The organism is Clostridium magnum DSM 2767 (genome assembly GCF_001623875.1).
Classification (GTDB): domain Bacteria; phylum Bacillota; class Clostridia; order Clostridiales; family Clostridiaceae; genus Clostridium_AM; species Clostridium_AM magnum.
This window is the reverse complement of the sequence record NZ_LWAE01000004.1, coordinates 218,415-232,826: the sequence shown is the minus strand read 5'-3', so window position 1 is coordinate 232,826 and position 14,412 is coordinate 218,415. Positions and strand designations below refer to the sequence as shown.

Here is a 14,412-nt window from a genome sequence, read left to right as displayed (position 1 = left end):
TCCTTTTAAATATACAAAATAATTTTATACAATTTAAAGAAAAGTATATGATAGGTAATTGAAAGAATAAATAAATTGCTTTAATTGGCTATATATGATATATTTTTAACATAAAGTAAAATTTGAATCAGATTGGATTTATTTGATGCCTAGGGGCCAAATTACCTTTAATAGATTTTAAAAGTAGAATGTGCAGGTGTATATTTATGGAAGAATGGCTTTTTAAAAAAGATGATTACATACCTAAAGCTGATAAAGACAGATTTATAGATAAAAGCATAGTTGGAATTCTTCATACATTATCTTTAATAAAGAGGAATAACCATATTAGTAGTAATTTTATGTACAAACTAAATCCAACACTAAAACTTATATTTACCATATTAAATATAGTGCTTATATCTATGTCTCAGAACTTTACATATGTACTAGCTCTAGATGTGTACATGCTTCTTCTTGTGGCTCTACTAGAAGTTCAAGCCATAAAGAAAGTTTTGGCTTTAAGTGTGATTGTGCCTTTATTTACTTTGGTAATGCTTATACCATCTATACTAATGGGCAATATTAACAATAGTATATTGCTGTTATTAAAAGTTATAAGTACTGTTATAGCCGTAAATGTTTTATCTTATACAACGAAATGGCATGATATAACTAAGGCATTAAAATTTTTCTTTATTCCCGATGTGTTTATACTTGTATTTGATATTACCATAAAGTATATTTACATTCTTGGTGAGTTTTCATTAGAAATGTTTTATGCTTTAAGGTTAAGATCTATTGGAAGAAATAATAGTAAGTATTCTTCTCTTTCAAAAATAATGGGAAATCTTTTTTTAAAGTCAAAGGAAATGGGTGATGAAATGTATTCAGCTATGGAGTGCAGAGGTTTTACTGGTGAATATGTATCTCATGCTAAGTTTGGATTTAATTCAAAGGATTTTATATATTGTATTATAAATATGATGATTATAATGATGTATTTTTATTTTGCTAGGATGTGATTTTGATGATTGAAGTAAAAGATGTTTATTTTAAGTATAAGGATACACAGGTTTTAAGAGAGATAAATGTAAATATTGAAGAAGGTGAGTCCATAGCATTAATTGGACCTAATGGTAGTGGAAAGTCAACTTTTTTAAAGTTAATAAATGGAGTAATCTTTCCTACCAGAGGAACGTATTCCTTCAATGGTGAGGAGATAAATAGTAAAAAGTTGGATGATAGTAATTTCTCCAAAGCCTTTCATAAAAAGGTAGGATTTATATTTCAAAATTCTGATGCACAGCTTTTCTGTTCAAATGTTTATGAAGAAATAGCTTTTGGTCCAAGACAGATGGGATTGGATGAAGAGGAAGTAGATAGAAGAGTATGCGATTGTTTAAGACTTTTAGATATTGAGGATCTTAAATATAGAGAGCCATATAATCTAAGTGGCGGTGAGAAGAAAAGGACAGCCATAGCTTGCGTGTTATCAATGAATCCTGAAGTTTTAGTTTTGGACGAGCCTATGAATGGTATAGATCCAAAGGGAAAGAATTTTTTAAGGGAACTTCTGATTAAGCTTAATTTAAGCGGTAAGACAATAATTTGTTCTACTCATGATTTTCAATATGTAGAAGGTGTTTTTAAAAGAGCTCTAGTATTTTCAGAAGAACACAGTATAGTAAGAGATGATAGTTATGATGCTGTTATTAATGATAACGATTTTTTAGTAAAATATAATATAAAATAACAACAGACAAGAAAGTTCAAATTTTCAATTTTATGTACTCTCTACAGCTTTTAAACAAAGCAGCTTTATTTGACAGAGAGAAATAATTGTAATAAACTAGAATTGAAAAAGAAAATAAAATGTCTAGGTGCCTTTTAAAAAGAAGGTGAAAAGGGAATGCGGTTAAATTCCGCAGCAGCCCCCGCTACTGTATTTGATGACAAACCTTTGTTAAACCACTCTAATCAAGGGGAAGGTAAAGGTGAGGATGATTCATAAGCCAGGAGACCTGCCTAGTGAGTGTTATGAAGTGAAACTTGAATCAGAGGGGATTTCAATGCCATCTGATTCTTAGTTGAACGAATCCAAAGACGTAGCCGCTCTTTATTCAATATTTGAAAAAGGCTGAATATTAGAGCGGGTAGTCATCGGATAAACTTTCGGAGGGAGAGTACTTTTAATTTGAGTGCTTCCGGCTTTGGCCGGTTTTTTAGTTAAAAGCAGTAAACCTTCAAGGTTTACTGCTTTTTTATTACATAGTTGGGAAAATGAGCTTTAATTATAAAAAACTAGGGGGAGTTTATTATGGCTAAAATAATGATTCAAGGAACAGGTTCTTCAGTGGGAAAAAGTGCTTTAGTTGCAGCACTTTGTAGAATTTTTAAGCAAGATGGATATTCAGTGTGTCCTTTCAAATCACAAAACATGTCTTTAAATTCATATATAACTTTGGATGGTAAAGAAATGGGTCGAGCTCAAGTGCTTCAAGCTTATGCAGCTGGACTTCAACCAGAAGCTTATATGAATCCAATACTTTTAAAGCCTACATCAGATAAAAAGTGTCAGGTTATAGTCAATGGTAAGGTATATAGTAACAGCACTGCAATGGAATACCACAACATGAAGATTCAATTTAAAGATATGCTTAAAGAGCACTTTCAAAATATGGAGAAACAGTTTGATATAATAGTTATGGAAGGTGCAGGAAGCCCAGCTGAAATAAACCTAAGAGATAGAGATGTTGTAAATATGGGAATGGCTGAACTTGTTGATGCTCCTGTGCTTTTAGTTGGAGACATAGATAAAGGTGGGGTTTTTGCATCACTTGTTGGTACAATGGTACTTTTTACAGAAGAAGAAAAAAGTAGGGTTAAAGGAACTATAATAAATAAATTTAGAGGAGATGTTGAAATACTAAAACCAGGCCTTAATATGCTTGAGGATATAGTTAATATACCATGTGTTGGTGTAGTTCCTTATTTTTATTTAGCACTTGAGGATGAAGATGGTGCAGTAGAATTTAATACAAAGGTAACGGCGCCTATAGACATAGCTGTAATTAAACTTCCTCATATATCAAACTTTACAGACTTAGATGCGTTAAAGATAGAAGAGGATGTTTCAGTAAGATTTATCACTTCAGTAGAAGAGTTTGGAACTCCAGACTTGCTTATAATTCCAGGAAGTAAAAATACTATTGAAGATTTATTGAAATTGAGAGAGTGTGGACTTGAGAGACGTATTAAAGAATATAGTGAAACAGGACTTACAATCGGGGTATGTGGAGGTTATCAGATGCTTGGAAAGCTGATAAAAGATCCATATGGTGTAGAGACTGATGTAAAAGAAGTAGAAGCAATGGGGATTTTAGATATAGAAACCGTTTTCGAAGAAGAAAAGGTAACTACAAGGGTTAATGCGGAGAGCATAGAAGAGTTTAACACCTATAAAGATGATAACTCTACAGAAAATAGAAAACTTAATGTGTACGGTTATGAAATTCACATGGGAGTATGTAATTACGGGAAAAGTGCACAACCTTTATTTAAAATTGTGGATAAAAATGGAGAAAAGGTTAATATAGAAGATGGTGCGATAAATACAAAAGGAAATATTATGGGAACTTACATACATGGGGTATTTGATGGAGTGGATTTTAGAGAATATATTATAAACAAAATCAGATTACAAAAGGAAATGAAGTGTAAGGCTTCTTTAACTTATGAGAATCTCAGAGAAAAAGAATTGGATACACTTGCAGATATCGTTAGAGAAAACATGGATATAGATAAAATTTATGATATCATGGGTATAAGAAGATAGGAGGATTTATTTTGATAACATCTTTCTTTGCTATTAATGCTATATCAATACTTTTAGCAGTAATAATAGATTGGATAATTGGAGATCCAATTTGGTTTCCACATCCAATCATATATATAGGAAAGCTTATAGCTTTCTTAGATAAAAAGGGAAGAAAGCTCTGTAAAACTGATAAAGGTATAAAAGCCTTTGGAGGATTTATCGTAATTACAGTGGCAGCCATAACTTTTATAATACCTTTTGCCATTCTTATGTTAGTAAAGCAAATTACGTGGTTATATATTGTTCTAAATGTTCTAATAATATGGACGACTTTAGCAGCAAAGTGTTTAAGTGAGGAAGCAAAAAAAGTATATTATGCATTGAGAAATAAGGACCTAGATGATGCTAGAATAAAGCTTTCATATATAGTTGGAAGAGATACAAAGGAGCTTACTGATAAGGAGATAATAAGGGCGGATGTTGAAACTGTAGCAGAAAATACAGCGGATGGAATAATAGCACCTCTGTTTTATGCAATTATTGGAGGAGCACCTCTTGCTATGATGTATAAGGGCATAAATACAATGGATTCAATGCTTGGATACATGAATGAAAAGTATAGACATATAGGATTTTTTCCAGCCAAAGTAGATGATGTATTTAATTTTATACCTGCAAGAGTTACAGGTCTTCTCATATGTATGGTTTCTTTTGTAGTAAAGGGTAACATATTTACAAGCTTTAAAATAATGATCAGAGATAGAAAGAATCACAAAAGTCCTAACTGTGCATATCCTGAAGGAGCAGCAGCAGGTGCTATGGGAGTACAATTAGGAGGTACCAATGTTTATTTTGGTGAGGTTGTGTATAAGCCTACAATTGGAGATAAAGTAAAGGAGTTAAGCTTTGAACATATAAATGATTCCATAAAGCTTATGTATGCGGCAGAGGCGCTAATGATGGTTTTGTATCTGATTGTATTTTGGGTGATTAATGTTCTACCATATAGCTGTTTTTAGAAGCCTAACAAATGTAGAAAATGAAAATAATAGTATAGGAAGTGATAACATTGGAGCATGGTGGAGATGTATATACTGAGGGAATTTTAAAGGGAAAGGAACTTATAGATTTTAGTTCAAATATTAACCCACTGGGAGTACCAAGTAGCTTTAAAGAAAACATAAATGAGGCCTTGGAAAGTATGGAAAGGTATCCAGATGTTAAATATAGAAATGTAAAAAAGCATCTAAAGAATTATATGAAATTCAGTAGCAGCTATTTTGATTCTGAGAATCAATCTTTGCAAAAGTATATAATAGATGAAGAAGATATAGTTATTGGAAATGGTGCGGCTGAAATTATAGACTTGGCTATTAGTTGCTTTAAAAACATATGTATAGTGGTACCATCCTTTATTGAATATGAAAAAAATGCTGTAAAATGGGAATGTGAAATAGAATATTCTTATCTAAAAAAGAATATGGACTTTGATTACAAAGATATACTTTCTAAAATGAAAAATTCAGAAGCTTTAATTATAGGAAATCCTAATAATCCTAATGGAAATGTAATAGATAAGGATAAATTTAAGGCCATTATAGATTATTGTCAGAAAAATAATAAAGTTATTTTAGTAGATGAAGCTTTCAGCGAGTTCACAGGAAAAAGAGGATTTAGCCTTTTGAAGGATATGGAAAATAACCATTGTATTTTCATAATAAAGGCTTTGACAAAATTTTATGCAATGCCAGGAATAAGAATGGGATATGGTGTAAGTAAAAATAGAGAATTAATAAAAAAAATACAGGAAAAACAGAATCCCTGGAATATAAACTGTTTTGCAGAAGTAGCAGTAAAATATGTTCTAAAGGATCAGCAGTATATAGAAGAGTCGTTAAAATGGATTGAAGAGGAGAGAAGTTTTATAACACATAAGTTAAAAAATATAGGTTTCATAGAAAAAGTTTATACAACTTATAGTAATTTTGTACTATGCAGGCTTAAAAATATGGACTGTAATAAGTTATACGATCTATGCTTAGAACAAGGAATTGCAATAAGAAAATGTGATAATTTTAAGGGGTTAAATGAAGAGTATGTAAGGTTTGCAATTAAGGATAGACAAAGCAATGAAAAAATTATTGAAGTATTAAATTCTATAAATCATTTTTAGGGGGAGAAAGATATGAAAAAAAGAAATACTCTATTCATGTGTCTAGCCTTGATTATGGCTTTAAGCACTAATGTATATGCAATGCACATATCAGAAGGATTTCTACCACCAATGTGGTGCGGGGTATACTTTGTTCTTTCAGCACCTTTTATAATTATAGGTATAAAGCAAATAAAGAAGAAGACAGTAAAAAGCAGGGATTTAAAAATGCTTTTAGGTTTAGTAGCAGCATACTGTTTTATATTATCTGCTATGAAATTACCATCTGTTACAGGAAGCAGCTCTCATCCTACGGGAACAGGACTTAGTGCTATGTTGTTTGGTCCTTTTGTTACAGCCGTGATAGCAGTATTAGTGTTAACATTTCAAGCTATATTACTTGCACACGGTGGAATAACTACGCTAGGAGCTAATGTCTTCTCTATGGGAATCGTAGGACCTATAGTGTCTTTCCTAGTATTCAAAGTAGTGAAGAGTAAAAATAAAAAGTTAGCAATATTTTTAGGAGCTATGCTTGGAGATTTAACTACTTATTTAACTACATCAGTACAGCTAGCGTTAGCCTTTCCAGCTCATACTGGTGGAGTTCTAGCTTCATTTATAAAGTTTGTTTCAATATTTGCCATAACACAGATACCTTTGGCTATAGTAGAAGGTATAGTAACTGTTATGATATTTGGATTTATAGAAAGCTACTCATCAAAAGAACTAAAAGATTTAAGAGAGGTGTAAGCTTTGAAAAAGAAAAACTTGATTTTAAGTGTTATATGTGTGTTCTTAATAGTAGGGTCTTACTGTATAGGATCAATTAGAGGTGGAGAATTCGGAGGCGCAGATGATCAAATACAAGAGACTGTTAAGGAAGTAAATGGTAATTATAAGCCTTGGTTTAATCATGTATGGGAACCGCCATCAGGAGAAATAGAAAGTCTATTATTTGCATTACAAGCTTCTATAGGTGCTGTATTTATAGGATATTATATAGGAAAGAAGAAAAATGCTAAGACTAATAATGGCGCTGTCAAGAACCAGTAGGATAGCTTTCATACATCCTGTAGAAAAAGTATTTTTAAGTATATTGCCTATTATAATTATAGGATTTACTAATAGAAGCATTCCTATAATTATAAATATAATTATATTTATTCTTTTGCATATGCTTTGTAAAAATAATAAAAATGTAGTTATTAAATTCGCTTTTGAGATTGCTGTTTTTGCAGCTATTTCATCCATAACTTTTGTGCTAGATTATGGTTTAAGTTATTGTGGAGTAGTTATACTTAAGAGTTTATCTGCAGGATTATGTTTATCTTTCTTTGCATTGACTACCCCTATAGATGACGTTTTAAATATTATGGCTAAAAATAAATGGCTAAAGGACATATGTGATATAGCTAAGACTATGGAAAGATTTTTAGTAGTTATAAATGATGAGTATTCAATTTTGTACAATTCCATTAAAAGTAGAGGTGGATTTGATAATTTTAAATTAAAAATAACAAACACAGGAAAAATGGCAGGGCTTTTATTTGTAAATACCATGCATAGATGGAGAAATATAAAGGATGGTATTGATAGTAGAGGTTATAGAGGATATATGCCTTATCTAGTAAAGGATTTTAATTTTTCATACTTAAGGATGGGAAGTATATGTATATATATATTTAGCTTAGCTATGATTATATATATAAAAGTATGATAAATAATAAAAAGCTTTAATTCTAAGTATAATTAGGGGTTGATGTTATGATACAGCTTATAGCACTTAAAGACGACGTAAAGCTTGAAATAAGGGAAAAGTTTTCTGTAATACAGAAGCGTTGTGAAAATTCCCTAAAAAACTTATCAAAAATATGTGATGAGGTACTTATAATAAGTACTTGTAATAGAACGGAGATATATTTTAGCTCCAAGTGTGAAGATTCAAGTATAGTTGAAGAAATATTTGAGGTTTTAAACTGGGATAAAGAATTAGTGGAATATATTTTCCATTACAAAGAAAAACAAGTTACAAAACATCTTATGAAAGTAGTTTGTGGCTTTGAATCTTTGATACTAGGTGAAGATCAAATATTAGCACAGGTAAAAGAGGCTTATGAAACTGCAATGAAGGCAAAAACAATACACAAGGAATTGCAAAAGCTTTTTCATCTTGCAGTAACCTGTGGAAAAGAGTTTAGGACTGAATCCAACTTATATAAAATACCAGTGTCATCTTCTTCTATAGCAGTTAGTGAAAGTAGAAAAAAAGGCATGAACAGATTTATGATATTAGGTTTTGGGGAAGTTGGTCAGTTAACTGCTAAATATATAATGTCAGGAGCCTTTGAGGTTCTGTATATAGCAGTAAGAGATCCTAAAGTAGTGAATATTGAGGATGGTAGAGTAAGAGTAATACCTTTTGAAGAAAAGATAAAATATTATGAAGAAGTAAATTGTATAATATCATGTACTTCAGCACCTCATATTGTAATAAAAAAAGATGATTTGCCTAATAATAGAAGGATGATTTTATTTGATTTAGCAGTTCCAAGAGATTTAGACAAGGATGTAAGTACTTTAGGAAATGTTCAGGTATATGATATTGACACTGTCAGTCGTATGGATGATAACAATAGAAAATTGAGAAAAAACATAATGAAGGAAAATAAGTTTATATTAGATAAATACATAAAAGAGTTTGAGGAATGGCAAAGTTTGCAAAGTATTTCTCAGGAAATAATAAAGTTAAAGCAATCTGGAGAAAGAGTATATAAAGATAGATATAAAACCTTTAAAAATAAAAGAGGAACAAAAGACACTGATAAACTAGCAGAAATGTTATTAAAAAGTACATCAGATGCTTTTATAAATAGAGCTATAGATGTATTAAAAGAGGAGCAGTTGAAGGGAAGTGTCAATGAGTGTATGAGGATAATACAAAAGATATTTTATGTAGCGGAATAGAATATACAATGCTTTCCCTTATATCCGAAAAGATAAATGTACTTATTGTAGGCGGTGGAAAGGCTGCATTAACTAAAACACGGACTTTTGCAAAGAGAGGGTGCAAATTATCCATTGTATCGAAGGAATTCTTAGAAGAATTCGAAGGATTAGAAAACTGTAACAATATTAATTTTATAGTTGATGAGTATAATAAAAAATATATACAGGATAAACATCTTATTATTATTGCTACTAATTCTGAGAAAGTAAATGAACAGATAAGAATTGACTGTCAGCAACTATATAAGTTATTTATAGATTGCAGTGATCCAAAAGAGGGAACATGTATTACACCTTGTCAAAGGAATACTGAAAACATCTTCTTTGGGTTACATACAAAAAGCGTTAGCCCTAAAACTTCAGTCTATTTATCAAATAAAATAAAAAATGAACTGAAAAAATATGATGAATTTATAAGCTTTTCATCTTCTGTTAGAAATAGAATTAAAGAATGGCATAAAAAACAAGAAATAATGAATTTTATATGCTCAGATGATTTTTATTTCTTTTATGAAAAGGAAAGAGAAAAAGTTATATTAAAAATGTTTTATGAAGAACTTAAAGATTAGGATGGTGATATATTTTGACTCTAAAGATAGCAACTCGTAGAAGTAAGTTGGCTCAGGTTCAAGCAGATACTGTAATAGGGATGCTGAAAGAACAGCATAATGCAGAAGCGGAAAAACTCCTTATTGAAACTACAGGAGATTTAAGGTTAGATGTAACTTTAGATAAAATAGGTGGAAAAGGACTTTTTGTTAAAGAAATCGAGATGGCGTTATTTGAGGAAGAAGCTGACGCAGCTGTACATAGTATGAAGGATGTACCCTTCGAAATTCCAGAGGTATTTGAGATGATAGCGATTCCACAAAGAGAAGATGTAAGAGATGCCTTTGTATCTATAAGTGGTGTACATTTTCAGGAATTAAAAAAAGGAGCCAGGATAGGTACAAGTAGCAACAGAAGAGCTGACCAGTTAAAATTATTAAGACCTGATTTAGAAATAGTACCTATAAGAGGTAATGTTCAGACTAGAATTGATAAAATTGAAAGAGAAAATTTAGACGGTATAATACTTGCAGCAGCTGGACTTAAGAGACTTGGAATGGAAAACATTATTACTGATTATTTTGCTGTAGAAGATATGATACCGGCAGTGGGACAAGGAGCTTTAGGAATAGAGGTTAAAAAGAATAGTTTAAATGGAGAATTATTTAAAATACTTGATTGCCCAGAAGCGAGAATATGTGTAGAGGCAGAAAGAAGCTTTATGAGGGAATTAAAGGGTGATTGTCATTCAACTATAGGAGCCTATGCGGAATTAGAAGGAAATATGATTAATATTGTAGGAATATTCCAGATAGGAACTAAATTAATAAAGAAAGATATAAGAGGAAGAAAAGAAGATTATTTAGAATTAGGTAAAAATTTAGCTAAAAAAATATTAGGTGCATAGGGGTGACTTAAAATGGGAAAAGTTTATCTTATTGGGGCAGGTCCTGGAGATGAGGAACTTATAACACTAAAGGCTGTAAGAAAGTTAAAAGAATGTACAGCAGTAATGTATGACAGATTATCAGGCACAGGGGTTTTAAAGTATTTAAATGAAAACTGCAAGCTATACTATTGTGGAAAAGAACCAGGCTGTCACTATAAAACTCAAGATGAAATAAATGATATGCTTGTACAATTAGCTAAAGAAGGGCACATAGTTGGAAGAGTTAAAGGTGGAGATCCTTACATATTTGGAAGAGGTGGGGAAGAAGCTTTAAGACTTATAGATGAAGGAATAGAGTTCGAAGTTGTTCCTGGTATCACCTCACCAATTTCAGTATTAAATTATGGCGGAATACCTGTTACTCATAGAAAAATTGCTCAGAGCTTTCATGTGTTTACTGGAATGAGTGCTGAAAAGTTAAATATGAACTGGAAGGCAACAGCTACAATTGGTGGAACACTTATATTTTTAATGGGCTTTGAAAACTTAGGTTTTATATCTGGAAAACTAGTTGAAAATGGAATGAGTGAAAGCACACCTTGTGCTGTGGTAATGAGAGGAACTACTGCTAAACAAAGAAAAGTAGTAGGTACACTAGCAGATATAAAGGAAAAAGCTACAGAAGCGGGGCTGCATTCACCTTGTATAATAGTAGTTGGTGAAGTTGTTAAGTTCAATGATAAGTTAAATTGGTTTGAGAAGAAGCAATTATTTGGAAAAAATGTGTGCATCACACGTACGAAAGAACAGTCAAAAGAAATAAGAGAAAAATTAATAGATTTAGGAGCTCAGGTTACAGAAATAAACTCTATAGAAATAAAACGCACTACTGAGAATCTAGATGAGTTTGTAAATAAATTAAGTGATTATGATTACATCGTTTGTACTAGTGTAAATGGGGTAAATAGCCTATTTGATTATTTAAGTGATAAAAACTATGATGTAAGAAAAATAAAAGGAACCTTTGCAGCTATAGGTCCTGCTACAGAAGAAGCAATTAAACAAAGGGGTATTATCCCAGAAGTTGTTGCAGAAAAATTTGTGGCTGAAAGCTTATTCGACGCTATGAAGAATGTTGTAAAACCAGGAGATAAGGTGTTTATACCAAGAGCTAAAAATGCAAGACCTTATTTAGTGGCTGTATTGAAGGAAGCGGGATGCGTAGTTGATGAGTGCCATGCTTATGAAACTGTAACTGGCAGCTCACAAAATAAAGATTCTTTCGAAGAAGTAGATACAGTAATATTTACAAGTCCTAGTACAGTAGAAAATATGATAAAAATAGTAGGTTTAGAATCAATAAAGCAAAAGCGGGTTATATCTATTGGACCTATAACAGGTAAAGCTTTAGAAAAACATGAAATAAGCTTCGAAATCTGTGATGAATACACTACAAAGGGTGTTATAGATAAGTTGCTTGAAAGCTAACATATAGCAAAGAAAATAGTGAATTGTAATAAAAGTAAATTATAAAAGGAGTAATGAGAGATGTTTAGAAGACATAGAAGACTTAGACAAAATGAAGTTATAAGATCTATGGTTAGGGAAACTTTCCTTCACCCAAGTGATTTTATATATCCTATATTTGTTGTAGAGGGAACAAATATTAAGAAAGAAATTTCATCATTACCGGGAAACTATCATTTTTCTATAGATAGATTGCACGAAATAGTAAAAGAAATGACAGAGGTAAGAGTTAAAAGTGTAATATTATTTGGAATTCCAGATCATAAGGATGAATGTGGCAGCGGAGCTTATGATGAAAATGGAATAATACAAAAAGCTATAAGAAAAATAAAGGAATTAAATAAGGACATCTACATTATTACAGACGTTTGTATGTGTGAATATACAAGTCATGGACATTGTGGAATAATTCACGGTGAGGATGTAGATAACGATGAAACTTTAGAATACATAGCTAAAATATCTTTATCCCATGCTAAAGCAGGTGCAGATATGATAGCTCCTTCTGATATGATGGATGGAAGAATAGATGCTATAAGAGATATTCTAGATGAGAATGGTTATAAAAACATTCCTATTATGGCATATAGCGCTAAATATTGCTCAGCTTTTTATGGTCCTTTTAGAGAAGCAGCAGACTCAACTCCTGAATTTGGAGATAGAAAAACCTATCAAATGGATCCTGCAAATGTAAGAGAAGCTATGCTTGAGATTGAAGATGATATAGATGAGGGAGCAGACATTATAATGGTTAAACCAGCACTGTCTTATCTAGATGTAATAAGAGTGGCTAGAGACAGATATGATGTACCAGTAGCAGCCTATAACGTAAGTGGTGAATATGCCATGATTAAAGTTGCAGCTAAGGCAGGACTTATAGATGAAAAAAGAATTGCTTTGGAGATGCTAACATCAATAAAAAGAGCAGGAGCAAAGATGATTATAACTTATTATGCTTTAGAAGCAGCTAGATGGCTAAAAGAAGAATAATGAAGTGAAACTTGAATCAGATGGGGTTTCGTCTACGACCCGGGGCTTTGCCCGTTAAATGCCATTTAGGCATTTAACCCCCAACTGATTCTTAGTTGAACGAATCCAGGGACGTAGCCGCTCGTAACATACACTTTGAAGAAGATGGGAGTATTAGAGCGGGTAGTCATCGGGTAAGATTGGACTATAAAAAGATAAGTAATTGGGAGATGAAGATAGTGAGAAATTCAGATATATTTAATGAATCAAAGATATACATGCCAGGTGGAGTAAACAGTCCTGTTAGAGCCTATGTAGGATTAGATGTAGACCCTCCTGTAATAAAAAAGGGAATAGGAGCACATGTATTTGATGAAGACGGAAAAGAGTACGTAGATTTTATTAGTGCATGGGGACCTATGATATTAGGGCATTGTGATGAAGATGTAGTAAAAGCAATAAAGGATACAGTAGAAGATGCAATATCCTTTGGTGCACCTACAGATCTTGAATTAAAATTGGCAAAGCATATATGCACTACAATAGACAACGTGGATATGATCAGAATGGTAAACTCTGGGACAGAGGCTACTATGAGTGCCGTGAAGGTTGCAAGAGGATGTACTAAAAGAGATAAAATTATAAAATTTGCAGGCTGTTACCATGGACATTTTGATGGATTTTTAGTAGAAGCAGGTTCAGGAGTACTTACATCAAATATACCGGGCTCACCAGGAGTACCAAAGGGTAGCATAGAAAATACTTTAATTGCTCAGTACAATGATATAGGAAGTGTTAAGGAACTTTTTGAAAAGTATCCTGAAGATATAGCAGCAGTTATCATAGAACCTATAGCAGGAAATATGGGAGTTATACCTGCAAAGCAGAAGTTCCTAGAGGACTTAAGAGAACTTTGTACAAAACATGGAACTATACTAATATTTGATGAAGTTATGACTGGATTTAGGGTAGCTTATAAAGGAGCTCAAAGTCTTTATGGAATAAAGCCAGATTTATCAACTTTTGCTAAGATTATGGGTGGTGGGCTTCCATCTGGTGCGTATGGTGGAAGAAGAGATTTAATGGAACAGTTAACACCTATGGGGCCAGTTTATCAGGCAGGAACTATGTCTGGAAGTCCTATAGTTATGGCGGCTGGATATGCAACAGTTACAAAGCTTTATAATAATCCACATTACTATGATTATATGGATAAAATAGCAGAAAAACTTCAAAAAGAAGCAGAAGAAGTAGCTAAGGAAAAAGGTCTTCCTCTAGTTATAAATAGACGTGTAAATATGATGACTATGTTCTTTAATGAAGGCGGAGAAGTTACTAATTACAAGCAAGCAAAAGCTTGTGATACTAAATTATATGGAAGATTCTTTGAACATATGCTAAAGGGTGGAATGTTTATGTCACCATCACAGTTTGAAGCTATGTTCATAGGCGTAAAGCACACAGAAGAAGATATAGAAAAATTTATAGATTTAGCGAGAAAGTTCTAAATTTAATACT

General features: G+C 32.1%; 14 protein-coding genes and 1 riboswitch. All 14 genes read left to right on the top strand.

Going from position 1 to position 14,412, the window contains the following annotated elements:
* Positions 1 to 206 precede the first annotated feature (206 nt).
* The 14 genes from CLMAG_RS17870 (at position 207) to hemL (ending at position 14,402) form a co-directional block, all read left to right on the top strand.
* A complete protein-coding gene (locus CLMAG_RS17870; RefSeq protein WP_066625697.1) occupies positions 207 to 1,004 on the top strand; it encodes an energy-coupling factor transporter transmembrane component T family protein in 798 nt (265 codons plus the stop codon).
* 5 nt (positions 1,005 to 1,009) lie between these two features.
* Positions 1,010 to 1,735 (top strand): energy-coupling factor ABC transporter ATP-binding protein, encoded by a 726-nt coding sequence (locus CLMAG_RS17865; RefSeq protein WP_066625694.1) that lies wholly within the window; start codon positions 1,010 to 1,012, stop codon positions 1,733 to 1,735.
* A gap of 108 nt (positions 1,736 to 1,843) precedes the next feature.
* Positions 1,844 to 2,025: riboswitch (cobalamin riboswitch) on the top strand.
* A 274-nt stretch (positions 2,026 to 2,299) separates the two neighbouring features.
* Positions 2,300 to 3,817 carry a cobyric acid synthase gene (locus tag CLMAG_RS17860; RefSeq protein WP_066625692.1) on the top strand — a complete coding sequence of 506 codons (1,518 nt, stop codon included), beginning with the start codon at positions 2,300 to 2,302 and terminating at the stop codon, positions 3,815 to 3,817.
* An 11-nt stretch (positions 3,818 to 3,828) separates the two neighbouring features.
* Complete coding sequence (gene cbiB / locus CLMAG_RS17855) at positions 3,829 to 4,818, top strand: adenosylcobinamide-phosphate synthase CbiB (protein ID WP_066625689.1); 990 nt, start codon at positions 3,829 to 3,831, stop codon at positions 4,816 to 4,818.
* A 50-nt stretch (positions 4,819 to 4,868) separates the two neighbouring features.
* Positions 4,869 to 5,972 (top strand): pyridoxal phosphate-dependent aminotransferase, encoded by a 1,104-nt coding sequence (locus tag CLMAG_RS17850; RefSeq protein ID WP_066625686.1) that lies wholly within the window; start codon positions 4,869 to 4,871, stop codon positions 5,970 to 5,972.
* 12 nt (positions 5,973 to 5,984) lie between these two features.
* Positions 5,985 to 6,704: an energy-coupling factor ABC transporter permease gene (locus CLMAG_RS17845; protein WP_066625683.1), complete on the top strand. Its 720-nt coding sequence runs from the start codon at positions 5,985 to 5,987 to the stop codon at positions 6,702 to 6,704.
* 3 nt (positions 6,705 to 6,707) lie between these two features.
* Positions 6,708 to 7,007, top strand: coding sequence for an energy-coupling factor ABC transporter substrate-binding protein (locus CLMAG_RS17840; protein WP_066625680.1), 300 nt, complete (start codon positions 6,708 to 6,710; stop codon positions 7,005 to 7,007).
* Positions 6,970 to 7,671, top strand: coding sequence for a cobalt ECF transporter T component CbiQ (gene cbiQ / locus CLMAG_RS17835; protein WP_242873070.1), 702 nt, complete (start codon positions 6,970 to 6,972; stop codon positions 7,669 to 7,671). Before CLMAG_RS17840 ends, cbiQ begins: the two co-directional genes overlap by 38 nt.
* A gap of 47 nt (positions 7,672 to 7,718) precedes the next feature.
* The gene (gene hemA / locus CLMAG_RS17830; protein WP_066625678.1) at positions 7,719 to 8,918 is read left to right on the top strand and encodes a glutamyl-tRNA reductase; all 1,200 of its coding nucleotides are present in this window, start codon (positions 7,719 to 7,721) and stop codon (positions 8,916 to 8,918) included.
* A complete protein-coding gene (locus tag CLMAG_RS17825) occupies positions 8,876 to 9,529 on the top strand; it encodes an NAD(P)-dependent oxidoreductase (RefSeq protein ID WP_073393183.1) in 654 nt (217 codons plus the stop codon). The genes hemA and CLMAG_RS17825 overlap by 43 nt, the downstream gene beginning before the upstream one ends.
* A gap of 14 nt (positions 9,530 to 9,543) precedes the next feature.
* Positions 9,544 to 10,416, top strand: a complete 873-nt coding sequence (hemC, locus tag CLMAG_RS17820) for a hydroxymethylbilane synthase (protein WP_066625676.1) — start codon at positions 9,544 to 9,546, stop codon at positions 10,414 to 10,416.
* Positions 10,417 to 10,428: 12 nt separating this feature from the next.
* Complete coding sequence (gene cobA / locus CLMAG_RS17815) at positions 10,429 to 11,886, top strand: uroporphyrinogen-III C-methyltransferase (protein WP_066625674.1); 1,458 nt, start codon at positions 10,429 to 10,431, stop codon at positions 11,884 to 11,886.
* 60 nt (positions 11,887 to 11,946) lie between these two features.
* Positions 11,947 to 12,915, top strand: a complete 969-nt coding sequence (gene hemB, locus CLMAG_RS17810) for a porphobilinogen synthase (RefSeq protein ID WP_066625671.1) — start codon at positions 11,947 to 11,949, stop codon at positions 12,913 to 12,915.
* Between the two features lie 218 nt (positions 12,916 to 13,133).
* Positions 13,134 to 14,402 carry a glutamate-1-semialdehyde 2,1-aminomutase gene (gene hemL, locus CLMAG_RS17805; RefSeq protein ID WP_066625668.1) on the top strand — a complete coding sequence of 423 codons (1,269 nt, stop codon included), beginning with the start codon at positions 13,134 to 13,136 and terminating at the stop codon, positions 14,400 to 14,402.
* The last annotated feature ends 10 nt before the right edge of the window (positions 14,403 to 14,412 follow it).